This is a genomic window from Yinghuangia sp. YIM S09857 (assembly GCF_051388915.1).
GTDB lineage: Bacteria > Actinomycetota > Actinomycetes > Streptomycetales > Streptomycetaceae > Yinghuangia.
The window spans coordinates 111077-128217 of the sequence record NZ_JBPKBH010000018.1 but is presented as its reverse complement, the minus strand read 5'-3'; the positions used below and the strand labels follow the sequence as shown (position 1 = coordinate 128217).

At 70.0% G+C, this 17141-nt stretch carries 14 protein-coding genes and 2 pseudogenes; 8 read left to right on the top strand and 8 right to left on the bottom strand.

Annotation, left to right across the window (positions count from 1 at the left end; translation table 11 throughout):
- Window positions 1-63: 63 nt before the first annotated feature.
- The 3 genes from ACRX5S_RS30770 to ACRX5S_RS30760 form a co-directional block, all read right to left on the bottom strand.
- On the bottom strand, window positions 64-267 hold the full coding sequence (locus tag ACRX5S_RS30770) for a cold-shock protein (RefSeq protein ID WP_436776475.1): 204 nt from the start codon (window positions 265-267) through the stop codon (window positions 64-66).
- A 227-nt stretch (window positions 268-494) separates the two neighbouring features.
- Window positions 495-1691, bottom strand: a complete 1197-nt coding sequence (locus ACRX5S_RS30765) for a DUF1214 domain-containing protein (protein WP_436776425.1) — start codon at window positions 1689-1691, stop codon at window positions 495-497.
- Between the two features lie 3 nt (window positions 1692-1694).
- Window positions 1695-2837 (bottom strand): sulfotransferase family protein, encoded by a 1143-nt coding sequence (locus ACRX5S_RS30760; RefSeq protein ID WP_436776424.1) that lies wholly within the window; start codon window positions 2835-2837, stop codon window positions 1695-1697.
- 524 nt (window positions 2838-3361) lie between these two features.
- Here ACRX5S_RS30760 and ACRX5S_RS30755 point away from each other — a divergent pair.
- Entirely contained in the window at window positions 3362-3877 is a 516-nt protein-coding gene (locus tag ACRX5S_RS30755; protein ID WP_436776423.1) for a hypothetical protein, read from the top strand.
- Between the two features lie 73 nt (window positions 3878-3950).
- Window positions 3951-5552: a hypothetical protein gene (locus tag ACRX5S_RS30750; protein WP_436776422.1), complete on the top strand. Its 1602-nt coding sequence runs from the start codon at window positions 3951-3953 to the stop codon at window positions 5550-5552.
- A gap of 256 nt (window positions 5553-5808) precedes the next feature.
- Here ACRX5S_RS30750 and ACRX5S_RS30745 read toward each other — a convergent pair whose 3' ends face one another.
- Window positions 5809-6162 (bottom strand): ArsR/SmtB family transcription factor, encoded by a 354-nt coding sequence (locus ACRX5S_RS30745; RefSeq protein WP_436776421.1) that lies wholly within the window; start codon window positions 6160-6162, stop codon window positions 5809-5811.
- A gap of 59 nt (window positions 6163-6221) precedes the next feature.
- Here ACRX5S_RS30745 and ACRX5S_RS30740 point away from each other — a divergent pair, with 59 nt between their 5' ends.
- From ACRX5S_RS30740 to ACRX5S_RS30730, 3 genes are all read left to right on the top strand, one after another.
- Window positions 6222-7265, top strand: coding sequence for a flavin-containing monooxygenase (locus ACRX5S_RS30740; protein WP_436776420.1), 1044 nt, complete (start codon window positions 6222-6224; stop codon window positions 7263-7265).
- Window positions 7266-8297: 1032 nt separating this feature from the next.
- Complete coding sequence (locus ACRX5S_RS30735; protein ID WP_436776419.1) at window positions 8298-9242, top strand: LysR family transcriptional regulator; 945 nt, start codon at window positions 8298-8300, stop codon at window positions 9240-9242.
- Between the two features lie 72 nt (window positions 9243-9314).
- Window positions 9315-9617: a DUF6506 family protein gene (locus tag ACRX5S_RS30730; protein WP_436776418.1), complete on the top strand. Its 303-nt coding sequence runs from the start codon at window positions 9315-9317 to the stop codon at window positions 9615-9617.
- 316 nt (window positions 9618-9933) lie between these two features.
- On the opposite strand, the pseudogene ACRX5S_RS30725 reads toward ACRX5S_RS30730, so the two are convergent.
- Window positions 9934-10559, bottom strand: a pseudogene (locus ACRX5S_RS30725) (response regulator).
- Here ACRX5S_RS30725 and ACRX5S_RS30720 point away from each other — a divergent pair.
- Both ACRX5S_RS30720 and ACRX5S_RS30715 read left to right on the top strand, forming a co-directional pair.
- Complete coding sequence (locus tag ACRX5S_RS30720) at window positions 10551-11627, top strand: hypothetical protein (RefSeq protein WP_436776481.1); 1077 nt, start codon at window positions 10551-10553, stop codon at window positions 11625-11627. The pseudogene ACRX5S_RS30725 and the gene ACRX5S_RS30720 sit on opposite strands and share 9 nt — an antisense overlap.
- A gap of 109 nt (window positions 11628-11736) precedes the next feature.
- The gene (locus ACRX5S_RS30715) at window positions 11737-13197 is read left to right on the top strand and encodes an NF041680 family putative transposase (protein WP_436776474.1); all 1461 of its coding nucleotides are present in this window, start codon (window positions 11737-11739) and stop codon (window positions 13195-13197) included.
- 352 nt (window positions 13198-13549) lie between these two features.
- Here ACRX5S_RS30715 and ACRX5S_RS30710 read toward each other — a convergent pair whose 3' ends face one another.
- From ACRX5S_RS30710 to ACRX5S_RS30700, 3 genes and pseudogenes are all read right to left on the bottom strand, one after another.
- Window positions 13550-13843, bottom strand: coding sequence for an integrase core domain-containing protein (locus ACRX5S_RS30710; protein ID WP_436776417.1), 294 nt, complete (start codon window positions 13841-13843; stop codon window positions 13550-13552).
- Window positions 13844-14159: 316 nt separating this feature from the next.
- Window positions 14160-14441, bottom strand: a pseudogene (locus ACRX5S_RS30705) (IS3 family transposase); the annotation flags it as partial.
- Window positions 14422-15114, bottom strand: coding sequence for a hypothetical protein (locus ACRX5S_RS30700; RefSeq protein WP_436776416.1), 693 nt, complete (start codon window positions 15112-15114; stop codon window positions 14422-14424). The pseudogene ACRX5S_RS30705 and the gene ACRX5S_RS30700, both read right to left, overlap by 20 nt.
- A 732-nt stretch (window positions 15115-15846) precedes the next feature.
- On the opposite strand from ACRX5S_RS30700, the gene ACRX5S_RS30695 reads away from it, so the two are divergent.
- On the top strand, window positions 15847-17001 hold the full coding sequence (locus ACRX5S_RS30695; protein WP_436776415.1) for a hypothetical protein: 1155 nt from the start codon (window positions 15847-15849) through the stop codon (window positions 16999-17001).
- Window positions 17002-17141 lie beyond the last annotated feature (140 nt).

Sequence of the window (17141 nt, the reverse complement as noted above, 5' to 3'; positions counted from 1 at the left end):
CCCCCCCCCCCCCCCCCCCCCCCCCCCCCCCCCCCCGGTGCCACCCCCCGGCCTGCGGGGCGGTTAGGCGGCGGTGACGTTGTCGGCCTGCGGACCCTTCTGTCCCTGGGTGATGTCGAAGGAGACCCGCTGGTTCTCCTGGAGCTCGCGGTAACCGGAGCCGTTGATCGCGGAGTAGTGCACGAACACGTCCGCCCCGCCCCCGTCCTGGCTGATGAAGCCGAAGCCCTTCTCCGCGTTGAACCACTTCACGGTGCCCGTCGCCATCGACCGGTCCCCTTCACTCACGCCACAGGCACCCTGCCAGGGCGCCCGCCGGACCCTCTACGACCCGGCGATCAAGGGCCTGCCCAGCACACGCACCCCGCAACCGCGCGTCTGAAGGCACTCCTCGATCGTCCAACGGACACCGTCGATCCGGATCAACCCGTCCAGGGTGGATGGTCGAGCACCCGCCGGGTGGGCGGTGTCGTTGCACCAGGTCGCCTGGCGTGTCACCAGATGCGACGCAACTGTGCCCCGGTGCGGCGCAGGCGCAGCTGCGCTTCGCGTTCCTCGGGTGTCACGGTCGGGGTGCCAGGCGGCAGATGCTTGAGGACGTCGGCGACGGGGACCTTGGTGACGGTCGCCTCGGGGTACTCGTCGGCCTGGTAGAAGCGGGCCTGGAGGACGCCCCAAGACCAGTCGGCCTTGTCGAGCCAGTTGTGTACGCCGGGATCTTGTGTGGCGACGACGCCGCGGAACCATCCGTCGGGGTCGACGCGGGCCTGCGCGTCGTTGAGGCTGGACTGGCGGTTGACCCAGTCGACGGTGGCGAAGCGATCGTCCGCGACCAGGATCTGCCAGTAGCGGCAGGGGGTCGGCACGGGGAACTCGACGATGAGGGCCTCGTCGTCGGCGATTTTGTGGATGCCGTCGTAGTACGCCTGCTTGGTGGCGAGGCCGCCGCCCTGCTGGATCCACTTCGAACGGGTGAGCACGTTGATGCCGTGGTGCTCCTCGTAATAGCGCACCAGTTCCATGTCGAAGGTGATCATGCCCTTGATCCAGTCGCCCAACTCCGAGAAGCGGCGGGCGATTTCGGCGGGAGCCATGTCCTCGCCGACGTCGTCGAGGCGGTTGATGGCGACCTGGGCGTCCGTCTCGTTGTTCCAGTCGCACGCGCATTTGCGCATCAGGAGCTTGCCGACCTGGGGGTTGAGCTGCCACCAGTCGCCGTCGTACCCCTCGGGGCGTTCTACGCTGAGGATCACCCGGAAGGATCCGTCCTCTGCGATGGCGAGGTCGTCCAGTTCGTGGGTGACCGCCTGGAACCGGATGTTCCGCTCGAAGCCCTTGAGACCGGTCAGCATGCCCGGGGCCTGCTGGGTGATCTCGACGAAGCGGCTGGTGCCGCGCCGGCCGGTGATCTCGTAGACGCCCGCGCCGTCGATCGTCGCCTCAAGGTAGACGTAATCGGGGTTGGGGCCGCCCTGGTTGCAGGCGAAGTTCCACAGGGGCATGAACACCGGCCGACGCGTGTCGGTGTAGACGTTGCAGAAGTAGCCGCACGCGAGGATTGACAGGGCCAGCTTGTTCATGTCCTGGACCTCGGCCTCGGTGGCGCCCTCGGGACGCCACGTGGCGAGGAGTTCGTCGGCGACGCCCTTGAGCGCCTCCATCTGGTCGTCCCATGTGGGGAGTGCGGTCACGCGTCAGCCCTCCACCGCCACGTCGAAGCGGCGTATGTAGAAATCGTAGTCGGCTCGGATCCGGTCCTTGGTCAGCCCGAATTGCTCGGCCGTGTAGCGGTGGGTGCCCGCGGCCCCCATCGCGTGCTTCTCCTGCCAGGTGAAGATCGTCCGCGCGGTGTCCGGTGTCAGTTCGAGTCCGAGCCACTCGTAGATCTTCCGGACGGTGCCCTGCGGGTCGCGGACGAGGTCGCGGTGGTGTACGTCGAGGAAGCGGTCCTCGCCGACGCGGGCGCGTTGCTCGATGGCCCGTTCCATCCCCTCGCGCAGGTGCTCGCTCACCTCGGCGCCCAGCGCGTGCAGGTCGCGCTCTCCGGCGGCGGCCGGAAAGACCGTCGAGACAAGGCTCGTGTACGACGGGACGACCTTGGCCGGGTCGCGATGCGTCATGACGAAGCGGATGTCGGGGTACGCCCGGACGAGCGCCTCGACGTGGAACTTGTGGTGCGGAGCCTTGAACAGCCAGAGTTCCGGCGGCTTCCGGGAGCCGAGGAGCTTCACCACGCGGCGGTGGTACGCGTACGTCTCGGTCAGGTCCGCACGCCGCCACCACGCCCGGTAGCCGGCGACCGGCAGGGTCATCTGCTGGCCGTGGAAGGCCATCCCCAGTGTGTCGGTGTCCTCCATGGTGGCGTCGATCTCCACGATGTGCATGGCTTGCCGCTGGTCGAAAAGCTGCTCCTGCCTGTGCGCAAACGCCTCTCGGCGCGGATCCCGGTGCTCCTGGCCGAAAACCGGCGGCGGGACCGGCTGGTGCTGTTCCCAGCCGGTGAGGCAGCGGAACTGCGGGTCGAGGGACAGCATGTCCCCAAGGGCGGTGGTACCGGTGCGGGGGAGGCCGATGATGTCCACCGGACCGTGGACGGCCACATCGTCGATCTCGGGGTGCTCCTTGTACCACGCCTCGACTTCGAGGCGGTTCACGAGGCGCCGCCGGAGATCCGCAACGACCGCGGCGTCGGTCTCCGCGGCCAGGTCGCCGTCGCGTTCAAGGCTGTCGAGGAGTACGCCGAGTCCCTCGCGGAAGTCGCCAGGGCCGAAGTCGTCGTATCCGGATGCGGATGCCGCGTCGGCGAGCAGGGCCTCGGCGGTCGGGTAGCGATTCATCACGTGTCCTCTGGGAAGCAGGCGGCTGACCTCGACTTCGGTAAGGTTTTGATCTTTGATCAAAGAAGTCAACCGCCGCATGCCAGGGCCTGTTCTGGGTTCGGATCAGTGCGAGGAGGCTGCGGAGCCTGAGGACGGCGCCGCGTAGGTGGAGTCCGGCGAGGTAGCTGTCGGGGGCCTTGTCGGCCCGGAAGGCGATGCCGCGTCTGCGCAGGTAGGCGCGGGAGGTCCGGTATACCGCGATCGCCGTCCACCGAGTCCGGATCGACCCGGACATGATCCGAACGCAGAACAGGCCCTGGGAGGAGGAGGCATCCGGCCGCCGCCCGCGACATCCAGCACCGACCGACGGCATCGGGCTCCCGCGACGACGACCCGTTCAGTGTGGCTGCGGCGCACACCAAGCTCCTGGTGGAGAACGCGCTGCGGGTCGCCGGCTGGGACACGGCCGGGTTCGAGCAGCCGACGGAGTCCCCGAGCCGCCGTCGGCGGTATTTAATGATCGGCAACCGCAAGGAGGCGCCGTGCAAGCAGTCGAGGTGGTTCACGAGGGAAGGCCGCTGGTTGCCGGCACGCCCGAGGAACTGCTCGGCCTGCTCATCGACGGGTACGCGGAGCAGCCGGACGAAGGATCCCGCTTCCGGGCCCGCGTCGGACTCGCCCTTCGGGCCCGCCGAGACGTTCAGACGCTTCTGAACGCGGGTGAACTGTTCGACGACAACTCCCGTGAGGAAATCGGGATCCTCCTCGAACGCAGCAACGAACCGGTGACCCCGGCTGAGTGGCACAGCGCCGTCCCCCTCGTCCTCGTCGCCAGCTTCTACGCACCGGCCGGAGACCTCGCGCCGCCGCGTGTCTCCGCGCCCGGCCAGGTCTGGTGGATCGATCCTTCGACGGCCGCGGCGCTGCTGGAGACGCTGCACCGAGTGCGGTGGCTCGACGTCGTCAGCCTGGGTTCCGCGGCCGGGACGGGCAGCGAGACGTACCGCAACCTGGGAGACAACGGCTCGGCCGGGTACTGGTGGCGCAGCGTGCCGTAGCGCGGGCGGCGGCCCGGCGAGGGTTCCGCGTGGTGGTGAGGGGAGGTTGATGGAGGGCCGTTCGTTCGGGTCGATGCAGGAAGCGCTCCGGTTCATGGAGACGGAGATCGACCGCCCGGCCGAGGACCGCGTCACCACCCTCGACAACGGGTTCGAGTTACGCGTCTTCGCCCACACGTTTCCCGACGGCATGTTCACGAACGTCTATGACCTGAGCTGGACGCCCGGAAGCGCTCACGCTGCCCTCGACTTCACCGCCCGCCCCGAAGAGGTCCTCAGCCGAGCCCGCACCGCGCCCGCCACCGCAACGGGCGCGTTCTTCGTGCTCGCCGACGAGGCGTCCGGGCTCCCACCGCAGACCAGCCTCAACCTCGCGATCCGCGAACGCCGGATCCTCAGCCTCCCGGTGGTCGACCGCGAAGTCCTGCTCTGCCGTGACGGGGAGCTCACGACGGACCACGTCGCCGCCGACGGCGAACTGAACCTGAACGGCGCCCCGGTGAGCTGGACGGGGAGTCGGACCGGGCGTACCGCCGAGAGCTATGTCTACGGCAACGGCAACGTCGTTATCGCCCGCCGCAGGGACGCCTCGACGGGCAGCGTGCGTGTTCTCGACGAAGCGTCGCGACGAACTCCCGCGATTCCCGGGTCTTCCGCGACTCCGGCGGGCGAACGCTGGGCCGACGTGGGATTCGTCGCGGTCGGCGACGGTACGTTCCGCTCGACGGCGGTCGCCGAGCACGGGCAACTCGACATCTTCGCGCACGACCTCGTCGTGCGTTGCCGGGCGGCGCACCTGCGTCCGCACGGTGCCAACACCCTTGCGGTGACACGCATCGGTGCCCTGCACGGCGACAACTTTCCCGATTTCGCCGTGTCCGTGGGCCCATCGCTGGACGTGCCGGACTACCTCGCCCATTCCATCAACCAGGACCGCTCGCACGGCGAGCCGGCGTTCTCCGACGAACGCCGGGTCAGGATGGTCCTGTTCCGCGGGCTGGACGACCGGACCCACATCCGGCTCTACGACGGACGACCCGCATCTCCCACGTTCCGGGGCGCCACGCCGACTGAGGCACGCGACCACATCGCCGCGGGCACCGGTTACCGCTGGGGATGCTTCCTGGACGGCGGGCAGACCGCCAAGATGTGGGTCGTCGAGGACGGAGTCCTCACCAGCTACGGCAACCGCCATTACCTGCGCTGGCCCGACGCGACCGAGAAGAACTTCATCTGGGTACCGGATATCGGACGACCGGTGTCCAGTTGCATCACCTTCCGCGCCGAAGCGGGGGGCGCGCTCTCGCTGGCCTACGCGGCCGAGGGACTGCGGGTCGCCTCGGACCTCGGCCAGGCTGCGCGGCGCGGCGAGGGGCTTCGCGGCAGCGCGGAGAAGGTCGTACCCAAGCACGACATCGGGCAGAAGATCGGGAAGGTTCTGGGCCCGCCGCAGGAGCCCGCGGCGGGCCGCGATGACCCCAACCCTTCACCGCGGGTGGCTGACAGGACGTTGCGGGCCGCACCGCCCCCGGCCCCGTCTCCGGCCCTCGGGCTCGAACGTGATCTCGAATTGTGCCGCCTGGTCGGACGCGCCGCCCAGCGCGGGGACGGCAGTTCGTGCTGCGGGGCGAGTGGTGGTCAGCGACGGCGAGCGGTGATGATCCAGGCGCGGTAGTCGACGTACACGCCGCTGCCGGTGTCGTGGGCGGCGGGTGTGGCGTGGAGGTGTGCTGGTAGGCGTAGCCGCACTCGGGACTGGTCTGGTCGTTGTACGCCGCGCTGTACGGCACACCAGGAGTGGTGTTACCGCGCGACCACGGGCCCCTGCGGATGCCGGCGGCTCATACGGGCATCTGCGCGAGTTCACCCCGCAGGTCCTGGAGGCGGCGACTGCGGCTGACCCCGAGGCCGGTCGAGGCCGGCCGGTGTCGTCACGCGTTCCCGCCGTCCCCGCAGTCGGTCGGCGGGCAGCACAGCATCAGGTATGCCTTCAAGTCGTCCAGCCGTGCGGCGATCGTCGTCGAGTCCGCGCGGTAGCGGACGGTCTTGCCCTCGCGCACGGACACCAGCAGCCCGCCGCGCCGCAGCAGCGACAGGTGCTCGGACACGGTCGACTGCCCCAGGCCCGCGCGTTCGGCCACATCACCGACGCTGAGCTCCACGCCGCCCGCGAACAGCGCCATCACCTGCTGGCGTGTCTCGCTCGCGAGCGCCTTGAGGAAGTCCCGCCCGGCCTCGTCCAGATCCGGAACCGCCGCCGCGGCCTCCTCGGGCGTGTTGCCCATGCGAGCTTCAACTCCTTCATATCGTCACTTCCCGAAATGACGATGATACGTTGTCGGTCATGGAAACCGCAGACCTGCTGATTGTCGGGGGCGGCCAGTCCGGGCTGGCCACCGCCCACGCAGCCACCCGCCAAGGCATCCACCCGATCGTCCTCGAAGCCTCCGACGAGGCCGTCGGCTCGTGGCCCCGCTACTACGACAGCCTCGCCCTGTTCTCCCCGGCCCGGTACTCCGCGCTCCCCGGCCGCCCCTTCACCGGCGACCCCGACCGATACCCGGGCCGCGACGAGGTCGTCGACTACCTCCGCGACTACGCCGCCCGCCTCGACGCCGACATCCGCACCAACAGCCGCGTGCAGGCGGTGCGCAAGAACCCCGACGGGACGCTGTGCGCCGACACCGGGCGCGGGCAGTTCCACGCCCCGATCGTCATCGCGGCGACAGGCGGGTTCGGCAGCCCGCACCGGCCGCGGCTGCCCGGCCTGGACGTGTTCGGCGGCACGGTCCTCCACGCCGCCGACTACCGCAGCCCCAAGGATTTCGCGAACCAGCGCGTCGTGGTCGTCGGCGGCGGCAACTCCGCCGTCCAGATCGCCGCCGACCTCGCCGACACCGCGCGCGTCAGCCTCGCCACCCGCAGCCCCCTCAAGTGGGCCAGGCAACGCGCCCTCGGCAGGGACCTGCACTGGTGGCTCAAGCGCACCCGCCTCGACACCGCCCCACTGGGACGTTTCCTCGGCGGCCAGACCATGGCCGTCATCGACGACGGCCGCTACAAGGCCGCGCTCGCCACCGGCAACCCCGACCACCGCCCGATGTTCACCACCCTCACCGAGAACGCCGTCACCTGGACCGACGGCACCACCGAACACCTCGACACCGTCGTCCTCGCCACCGGCTACCGCCCCGACCTCGACTACCTGCGCGACCTGGGCGCGCTCGACGCCGACGGCAACCCCCTCCATGCGAGGGGGATCTCCGCCACCGTCCCCGGACTCGGCTACGTCGGCCTGGAGTGGCAGCGCAGCCTCTCCTCGGCCTCACTGCGCGGCGCGGCCCGCGACGCACGGTACGTCCTGTCCGAGCTGCGAAACGGCCGGTAGGCGCGGCGGGGCCGGTAGGCGCGGCGGGGCCCGGCGGGACCGCAACCTGGCCAAGCCACAGCACGTCCTCGGCACACCCGATCAGCCCGCCCCGCACCGATCGCCAGGCCAGGTCAAGCCCGGCAAGCCCGGTCAAGCCAGATATGTGGAGGCACCTTCGCGTGCTCCACCGTTCCGGCTTCTTCGGCACGCTGGTCCGTCCCGGGCGTCCCCCAGTCAGCGGCCGAGGCTGCTGCGTACGGTCGTTCGCGGGTGGCCCGGCGTGCGGGCGATGACGGCCTCGCTGATCCCCGCCCGGCGAGCGCAGCGGAACTGGAGGCGTCGCGGCCCTCCACGGCGCGCCGGTACGCCTCCAGTTCCGCCGTGGCCGCATCGCGGTCGTGCTCGCGGTGCGCCCGTCGCCCGCAGGTTCGTCCTGCTCGGCGACCGGTGGCGTTGCGGACGGCGGGACCCGCGGCGCGAGCGCGGCAGGCCGGTCTTCCGGGGCGGGCGGCGGGCAGGCAGCCGTCAGGGCTGTGCATCGCAGGGATCCGTCTGCGCCGTACGTGGTGTACAGAACTGGACGGCGAGTTGCCGCGATTTCCCAGTCCACGGGTGATCGGGCTACTCGCCCGTCCTGGGCGTAGGTCGCGGGACACCCGACCGGCTTGCCCGAACCCTCCTTCAACCACGAGGTTTCGTCTGTTGCCTACCCTCTGGGCGGCCGTCCCCCGGCCGGTAGGCCGGGCTCGGCCCTCGGTTCGGCTGCGGCCGCCGATTCGATCCGGTCGGGGAAGAGGTCGGCGGTGCCGGTCAGTTCGCGCAGCCGGCGGACCGGTTCGCTCGCGGTCACCGTGACAGTGGCACCGCTTCGGCGGCGATGCCGTGCGCGGACCAGGAGCATCGGAGGGCAGCTCGGCGCGAGCGCTGCCGGTTCTCAACCTGACCCAAGTCTTCAGCCCGCAACCCACACCGCACAGCGACTACGCCCAAAGCCACGGGACCGCCTCCCGCTGCCCGGGCGCGAGGTGTTCGGTCGACTAGGGTGCGCGCGTGGACCTCCGTCAGCTGCGCTACTTCATCGCCGTCGCCGAAGAGCGGCACCTGACCCGGGCCGCCGAGCGGCTAGGGATCCGGGGGACTTCGCTCAGTCAGCAGATCATCGCTCTCGAACGGAGCGTCGGCGTTGCGCTGTTCCGCCGCAACCCGGCCGGGATGGAGCCCACGTCCGCGGCACTGGCGTTGCTGCCGCGTGCCGCCTCACTCGTGGACGCCGCCGAGCTAGCCGCCCAGGCGGCGCGTGACGCGGGCAAGGCGACCCAGCGTGTGCTGCGGATCGGCGTCACGCCGGGCTCTCCCCCTTGGGTCGTGCCGCGGCTGTGGGAAGCCGCCCAAAGTGTAGGCGCGCGGGCGGACGCTCTCGACCTGCACTTCCTCGACCTGTCCACCGCACGCCAGACCGAACTGCTCCGCCACGGCGGCCTCGACGCGGCGCTCCTGGTCCTCCCGCTCGGCCTGTCCGAGCTGGCCGCCGTCTCGGTCGGAGACGCCGCGCTGGGCGTACTCGTCGGTGATCACCACCCGCTGGCGAACCGGCCCACCGTGCGCTGGACCGATTTGGACGGGCAGGGGCTGCTCTGGTTCGACCGCAAGCTCGCCCCGGAGTACCACGACGATGTCCTCGCTGCCTGCCGCGCCGCAGGGTGGCAGCCGACCGAGGTCAGGCAAGGACCGCCCCGCGCAGGGCTTTTCACAGCCGAGCTCCGGCACCGCCCGGGTCTGGTCGCGTTGCGCCCCGATTGGGCGGCGTGCGACGGGCTGCGCTGGATCCCGTTGGCCGGGCCCGGCGTGCCGCGGGTCCGGCACGCGCTGGCGTTCGCTCCGCATGAAGGCGGGTCGGGCGCCGCCACCGGGGCGGAGGTGGTCTCCGACCTGGTGCGGAAGGCCTTTCCTCACCGGCCTGAGGCCGATCCTCGTGGACGCACCGCCGACGCGTGACGTTCACTGGGCGCCCCGACGGTCCGCCGGACCGACCTGTACGGCACCGCTGCCGAGGAGCGTGACAACGTCATGGCACTCACCCACTGGGCATTCATCTACACCGCACCCGGCCTCTCGTCCGACGGCCACCGCACCGTCGTCGATGAGGGCGGTGCCCGGACGGTCCTCGTCGGGGTTCCCGCCCCGTCCGACGGACCCGCGGTCGCCCGCGAACTCGTTGCCGAAGGCGTGCAACTGATCGAACTCTGCGGTGGCTTCGGGCCGGTGTGGACCGCAAAGATCATCGAGGCCGTCGACGGCGGCGTCCCCGTCGGCGCCGTCGGCTACGGGCCCGAGGCAGTCGACCAGGTCCACGCGATCTTCGCGACCTGACTCCCCCGGCCACAAGCAACCCGCCGAGCGGAGCTGGTCCCGAGAACCGCCACCGGGCTCCGGCGCGCAGGCGTCCCACGGGAAGTGCGGTGGTTGGTGGCCGAAAAGGATGCGGGGGCGGCGCCGCTCGACGCGGGTGCGAGCGGCGTTGAACAGGTCGGCCGGGCCGGGGCCGACTTCCAGCGACCGGGTCGGCGGACTGCTCCAAAGCGGTGTGCGCGAGCGCGGCGTCGGCGTTGGCGGAGACGTCCAGGACGGTGCGGTTGCCGAGTTCGGGCGGTGCCGATCCGCCGCCGCCCGTGCACATGTGCGCTGGTCAGCACCTTTCGTCGGTGCGGCCGGGGTGTACCAGTCCCGACTCGTAGGCGCAGATCACAAGTTGTGCCCGATCCCGGGCGTCCAGTTTGGCCAGGAGCCTGCCGATGTGGGTCTTGACGGTCCCCGGGCTCAGGTGGAGGTGGTTTCCGATATCGGCGTTGGAGAAGCCCTGGGCGACGAGTACGAGGACGTTGCGTTCGCGCGCGGTGATTCCGTCAAGGGAAGCGGCGGCAGTGGGGAGCCGGTCAGGGAGGCGCGCGAATGCGGCGATGAGGCGTTGGGTGACCGAGGGCGCGAGCAGGGCTTCACCGGTGGCGATGGTGTGGATGCCGGCGAGAAGTGTGTCGGGCGTGGCGTCTTTGAGGAGGAAGCCGGCCGCTCCGGCGCGCAGCGCGCCGTAGACGTACTCGTCGAGGTCGAAGGTGGTCAGGCTGAGGACGCGCGTGCCCGCCCGCTGATGCGCCGTGTGGCCTCGATGCCGTCCATATCCGGCATGCGGATATCCATCAGAACCACGTCGGGCCGCAGGCGACACGCCAGTTCGACGGCTTCGGTGCCGGTCGCGTTGGGCGGCGTTGCCCCGCGCCGATCCGGTGGTTCCGTTACGGTTCTGCGATGATCGATGACGACGGTGAGTTCCCGGTTGCCCGGGCCGAGTTGGTTGCCGAGACGGCTGTGCCGGTGGTCGATCCGGTCGGCCGTTGGAGCGGCGGCGGCTGGATCGCGTCCGGCGTGGATGGCGGGGTCTTCGTGGTCGACCGCAACTTGCAGGTGGTGGAGCGGTTTGCGGTGCCAGATGAGTTGCCGTGGCCGTCTCGGGACGATCTGTTGGCGCCCAGCCGCTACCGCGTCGACGTAAGCCCGGACGCGCGGTGGGCGGTGTTCACCGGGTTCGACCGGACGATTGTTGTGGACCCCGCGGGGCGGGTCGCGTGGCGCAACGAACACCCTGCCTTCCGCGACGAAGACGGCGATGAGGTGCCGGCCGCAGCGGTGTTCCGGCCTGATGGCGGCGCGCTGTGGGGCTACGCCCGCCCCACGGACCCCACGCTGGCCACCACCGACGGCGAGCCGGCCGCCGTGGTGCGGCACGTCGTCAACACTGGTGACTGGCGGCCCACCGCGACCGTCGCGTCGATCTACCAGGGCCTGCTCGCCAATGATCCCCTGGTGCATCCGGGCGGCAGCATTGTCGGGTTCAACAACGACGACGGGTGTTGGGTGCACTGCGACGACCATTCCGAGACGGTTCTGCGAACCGGCTCCTGGTATCCGTTGGGGTTCTCCCCCGACGGCATGCGGTGGGTGGGCGCCACCGACAGTGTGCCGGTCGTAGGCGACGTGGATGGCGACTTCCACGGTGCGCTCACCGAGTCCGATTTCGCACCCTTCCCGCTCAGGGAGGATGAGGACGAGGACGACGAAGAGGAGATCGACGCGGCCTACTTCGTCACATCGCGGCTCGTAGCGGTCTTCGGCGCCCGGTCCCTGAACCCGCATCATGTGCTCACCGACGCCACCACACTGGAGCCTGTGGCGCGCCTCGACTACGGAGGCAACGAGAACGGTGACCTGGACAGCCTGGTCGGTAGCGACGGCGACGGCACGTGGGTTACGTCCACCGTTGGCCTCGACAGTTCATGGCGGGTCCGCCCCGGCCGGCTGCGCCGCTGGACTGCGGCACTTTCCTGAACTTGTTCTTGCGCCTCTGCCCGTGGTCGGCCGTGGCTGACCACGGGCTTTGTCGTTCGCCGGACAACGGAACGACCCTGGGGTGATCATGTGCGCTGTCGAGACGCTGATGATCAAACCCAAGACCGTGAAGGTGAGTCTGCCGGACGATGCTGCCTGCATCGAGTCCCTGTCCGTGTTGTCCGGGTTCAGGGCTGACTTCTACGACTGCCTGACCTCCCGCGGGGACGCGCTGTTCGAATTGACCGACGCGCTGCTGTGCGCCGACGGGCCGGTGAAGTCGCTGGTCGATCCGACGCTGACCGCCGAGCACCGGCGTGGCCACGGCGCGCTGTACGACGGGCTGAACCGCGGCCGCTTCGATGTGGACCGATTGCGTGTCAGCCTGGCCGGCCTGCCGGTGCCCCGGACCGGCGACGGCCGGATCGTGCTCGCCGTGGACGTCAGCCCCTGGCTTCGCTCCGACGCGCCCACCAGCGCGGAGCGGCTGTTCTGCCACGTCTACGGGCGGGCGAAGAGCGCCTCGCAGTTCATCCCGGGCTGGCCCTACTCCTTCGTGGTCGCACTGGAGTCCGGCCGCACCTCGTGGACTTCGATCCTGGACGCCATCCGGCTTGGGCCTGCTGACGATACCACCGCGGTGACCGCCGACCAGCTGCGCTCCGTGGTCGAGCGGCTGATCACCGCCGGGCACTGGGCCGACGGCGACCCGGACATCCTGATCGTGATGGACGCCGGTTACGACGTCACCCGGCTCGCCTACGTGCTGGCGGACCTGCCCCTGGAGGTGCTCGGCCGGATCCGCTCGGACCGGGTACTCCGGCTGCCGAAGCCCGCCAGGACGCCGGGCACGAACGGTCGCCCGCCCAAGCACGGCCCCGAGTTCGCCTTGGCCAAGCCCGCGACCTGGCCCGAATCGGCCCACACAACGACCACCGAGACCGGCCGTTACGGCACCGCCACCGCGCGCAGTTGGGACCGGGTCCACCCGCGGCTGACCCACCGCACCTGCTGGCTCGACCACGACGGCGAACTCCCGGTCATCGAGGGCACGCTGATTCGCCTGAAGTTCGACCACCTGCCCGGCGACCGCCACCCCGACCCCGTGTGGCTGTGGTCCTCAGCCACAGGCGCCACCGCCCCCGACATCGACCGCTGGTGGCGGTCCTACCTGCGCAGATTCGATCTCGAACACACCTTCCGGCTCTTCAAACAGACCCTCGGCTGGACCCGGCCCAAGACCCGAACCCCCGAAGCCGCCGACCGCTGGACCTGGATCGTTGTGGCCGCGCACACCCAGCTCCGCCTCGCCCGTCCCCTCGTCGAAGATCTCCGACGCCCCTGGGAGAAACCCGCCGCACCCGGCCGGCTCACCCCCGCCCGTGTCCGCCGCGGGTTTAGGAACATCCGCCCGGCCACCACCTTGCCCGCCGGTGCACCCAAACCCGGCAAGCCCGGCCCCGGGCGACCACCCGGCTCCAAGAACCGCAGACCAGCGACCCGCTACGACGTCGGAAAGACCGTCAAACGCGACCTCACGATGGCCTACCACCAAGATCGAAGAGGTTAAAGAGCAAGCTGAGAGGCAGTTCCCCCTCAGCCGCGAAGGTGACGGCCATGACGTGGTCCGCGTAGCTCACCAGATCCTGGGCAGTCATGACCGGAATGATGGGGGCGGCTGAGATGACCTCCACGCGATCGGCGCCGGCAACGCTGACAGGCCGCTCGTCCGCACCGCAGCCCACCAGGACCAATGCCAGAGCCACGGACGCCGCACCGACAAACCCACGCATACAAGTCCCCCCAATCCTGATCCAGGCATCAGGCGCTCGCGGCCGAGGTTTGGACGGACTGCATGCCTGGTTGGTTCCTTCCCCGATCAGTGCACTGACCCGAGTGTCGTGGAGTCGTTCTGCGGTTGTTCAGGCGGTCTGCGTAGCTTGCGCCTGGTTCGCCCGATATTGCTGCTCGTACGCGACCGGTGGCACGTAGGCCAGCGCCGAGTGCAGGCGTTCCTCGTTGTACCAGCCGACCCACTGCACCACGGCGGGATCGACCTGCGCGAAGTCCCGCCAGGAGCCCTGCATTTCGATGAGTTCGGCTTTGAAGGTGCCGTTCGGCGCCTCGGCCTTGGCGCTATCGTACGAGTCCGCCACCGAGCCCACGGACGCGGCCGCACCGACGTCCGCCAGTCGCTCCGTGTAGCGAATGGACACGTATTGCGACCCCTGTCCGAGTGGTGAATCAGCCCCGAGTCCTTCTTGATCCTGCGTCGCCACAGCGCCATCTCCTAGGCGCCCAAAGGCAGTTCGGTGCGCAGGTGCTCGGCGATCTGCCAGCCGACGATCGTCCGCGAGTACCCGTCCAGGACGAACGTGACGTACGCCAGCCGGACCACGTCCGCACATACGTCAGGTCCGCAGCCCACAGCCGGCCCGGGCCGACGGCGGTGAACATGCGGTCGACCAGGTCCGGCGGACGCGGGACCGCCGGCTCAAGCACGGTGGTGCGGCAACACTGCCCGCGGATGACGCCCTCGATACCGAGCTCGCGCATCAGCCGCTCGACTGTGCACCGCGCGACGGCGTGGCCCCTGCGGGCGAGGGCGCGGGTGATCCGCCGGGCGTCGTAGGTACCGTAGGTGCCCCCGGAGTCGGCGTGCTCGGCCTCGACCAGCTGCATGAGCCGCTCGTCACGCAGGCGGCGCGCGGACTTGGGGCGCTTCTTGCGCGCGAAGTACGTTGACGGCGAAAGCTCCAGGACCCGGCATGCGGGATCGACCCCGAGACCACGATCACGCAGGTGGTCGATCACCCGCTCGGCCGCGTCCAGGCCGATCAGGAAGTGCAGCTGGGCGTACTCCTGCTGCCCTGCCGTTGGGAACGGGGTCGATCGACAAGAATCGCCCTGTCGCCGGATCGTGCAGCCGAGCACCCATGAGGGCGATCCCGGACAGTGTTTCGGCGGACCGCTGCGCTGCGCCCAGCCAGCCGTACCGGGACGGGTTCTGCCCGGTACACGGGTTGCCGTACTCGTCCGTGTGCAGCACGGCAGGGTTCGTCTCGCAGACCGCCGGCGACACGGCAGCGGTCGGGGCGGTGATCCGCTTGGCCCGGACAGTGGTCTCCCCGTCAACCGTCACATCCTCGGAGACAACGCGGACACCCGAGTTCACATTGCCTTCGCGCAGGACCGCCGAAAGGTGCCAGGTGTCTGCCTGTGCACTCCGCTTGGTGAAGGTGTGCACGGACCCGAAGTCCGTGTTGATCTTGAATTCCCCAGTCAGAGAGACAGTCAGAGTCGGTCCCTCGCCACCGAGTTCGGCAATCCAGCCGTTCCCGGCCGCGTAGGCGGTGAAGTGGATGACGTTCCCCTCGACGTCAATGAGGTCCAGCGCCGAGTTCGAGATCTTCCGGATGTGGCTGAACGTCGCACCCGCGCCCTCGCTGACGACGCCGGAGGCCCACTCCTTGCCGAAGATGGGCACCTGTCCGCGGTCCCCCGGTTCCGGACCAGCGGGGCGTTCCGGCCGCCGGTCAGGGGCACCGGCCAACCGGCGAGAGGTTGGCCGCCTGCGGTGACGGCGTCGGCCGGAACCGGGGACCAGGCGTCCGCATCGCCACGCCGCCAGGCGAAAGCCACCTTGCCGAAGCGCGTCGCGTCGGTCTCGGCCAGCAATGGCAGTTGGCGCACTGTGCGATCACCAGAGACGTGGACTCGGATGCCGTAAAGGCAGCCTTCCTTGAACAGGCCGTCGGGACCTGCCAGTACTGGCGGGTGCCAGCCGGGACGTAGCCAAGCACGTACTTCCCGGGGCATCCGGCCGTGCACTGGTCATCCCGCGGACCTCCGCACGGCGACGTGGACTACGCCTCTGTTCTGCCTGCGAACCGCCGACCGCTGCCGGGCATTCGGGAGGTGCGCCGTCACGGCGCGGGATCACCGTCTACCGCGCTGCTGCGCTCACCGGGGCGGGGTCAACCTCGCGCGCGGCCGACCGACCCGGATTTGCCGCATCGCGCACGGTGCAGATACGCCACCTGGGGCATGTTCCTGGGCGCTCGGCGGCGCAGAGTGGATCACGGCGTCGGCCGTCCGGCGAGCCGACGCAATTCGGCCGGGACGGCCCTGGCCCCAATTGCCGACGCACTCTCCAACACTCGGACGCCGCTGCTCCACCGTCCCGGTCGCGTCCAGGAATTCGAGGATCCACTTGTCCATGACTGCCGCGCCCCGAACGCGCACCACGCGCCGCCCCCTGTTCCGTACCGCCGTTGCCGTGACCTTCGCGGGACTTCTCGTCAGCGCATGCGGGGGAGACGGCGACGACAGCAAGCAGCCTCCGGCCGGCATCGGGGATCCGCCCAGCGCCTCCGGAGGCATCTCCTCCAGCTTGGGCGAGCCTTCGTCCGCGACCGCCCCCGGTGCCCCGGGCGGCGGCAAGATCGACGTGCGCACCATCGACCCCTGCTCGTTCGTCGCCCGTGACGCGCTGACCGCCTTCGCCGCCGCCAAGTCGCCGCCCGCGACGCGACCGGGCGCGTCCCCGCTGCCCGCGAAGGAACCGATCACCGCCAACCCGGGTGTCACGTTCAACAGTTGCACCGTCTCGGTGCTCGCGACCGTCGGTGGCTCCGTGGATGTCTCCGTGGACCTCGCCGACATCGCGGTCGACGAGAAGTCGCTCGCCGCGCCCGCCGCCGGAGCCACCGTCCGCGAGTCGAACGGCTTCCGCATCGTCTCCTTCACGCACGAGGGCGACGGCACAAAGTCCTGCCAGCGCGCACTCGTGGACAAGGACATGAAGGCGACGAAGATCGACGTACGCGGCAACTCCGCGGCCGCGCGCGCCGACGTGTGCGCGATCGCGGACGCCGTCGTCGAGGCGGGCGGCAAGCTCGCCGCCGAAGGCAAACTGGCCTTGCGCAACTATGCGCCGAAGTCGTTCGTGCAGCTGCGGCCCTGCGACCTGATCCCGGACGCCACGCTCGCCAAGGTGCCGGGCCTGGCGCCCAACAAGGTTCCGAACGCCACCGGCTTCAGCTGTTCGTTCGGCCCTGCGGGCAACGACCCGACGGCCACCGTCCTGCTCACGAAGGTCGGCCTCAGGACCACTCCGATGATGCCCGGACCGTCCGCCAAGCAGGTGCAGGTCGGCGGGCGCGAGTCGACCGTGGAGTACGAAGAGGCCTCGCCCGCGTACCGCCTGCCGGGCCGATGCTCCGTGACCACGGTGGGCGCGGCGCTCGCGGACACGAAGTCGGCGGAGATCGCCGAGGTCGTCGTCCTTGCTCCGAACGAGTCCGACAAGGAGAAGGTGTGCGCCGCGGCCCAGGCGGTCGCCGCCGACTTCTGGGCGAAGCTGCCGAAGTAACTCGGCTTCGGCAACCGCGTCGCCGTCGTCCCTGGTGCCGGCCGCGTGTCCGTCATCGCCGTGGAGGAGCGGCAAGCGGTGCCGTCCTCGCAGGCCATCCCCATCGCCGGGCACAGCGAGGGCCTGTCCCACCAGGGATA

Bases quoted from the DNA above. Each gene is read 5' to 3' on its own strand.
- ACRX5S_RS30770 (WP_436776475.1), bottom strand. From the start codon at position 267: ATGGCGACGGGCACCGTGAAGTGGTTCAACGCGGAGAAGGGCTTCGGC.
- ACRX5S_RS30760 (WP_436776424.1), bottom strand. From the start codon at position 2,837: ATGAATCGCTACCCGACCGCCGAGGCCCTGCTCGCCGACGCGGCATCC.
- ACRX5S_RS30750 (WP_436776422.1), top strand. From the start codon at position 3,951: ATGCAGGAAGCGCTCCGGTTCATGGAGACGGAGATCGACCGCCCGGCC.
- ACRX5S_RS30745 (WP_436776421.1), bottom strand. From the start codon at position 6,162: ATGGGCAACACGCCCGAGGAGGCCGCGGCGGCGGTTCCGGATCTGGAC.
- ACRX5S_RS30740 (WP_436776420.1), top strand. From the start codon at position 6,222: ATGGAAACCGCAGACCTGCTGATTGTCGGGGGCGGCCAGTCCGGGCTG.
- ACRX5S_RS30730 (WP_436776418.1), top strand. From the start codon at position 9,315: ATGGCACTCACCCACTGGGCATTCATCTACACCGCACCCGGCCTCTCG.
- ACRX5S_RS30720 (WP_436776481.1), top strand. From the start codon at position 10,551: ATGATCGATGACGACGGTGAGTTCCCGGTTGCCCGGGCCGAGTTGGTT.
- ACRX5S_RS30715 (WP_436776474.1), top strand. From the start codon at position 11,737: ATGATCAAACCCAAGACCGTGAAGGTGAGTCTGCCGGACGATGCTGCC.
- ACRX5S_RS30695 (WP_436776415.1), top strand. From the start codon at position 15,847: ATGACTGCCGCGCCCCGAACGCGCACCACGCGCCGCCCCCTGTTCCGT.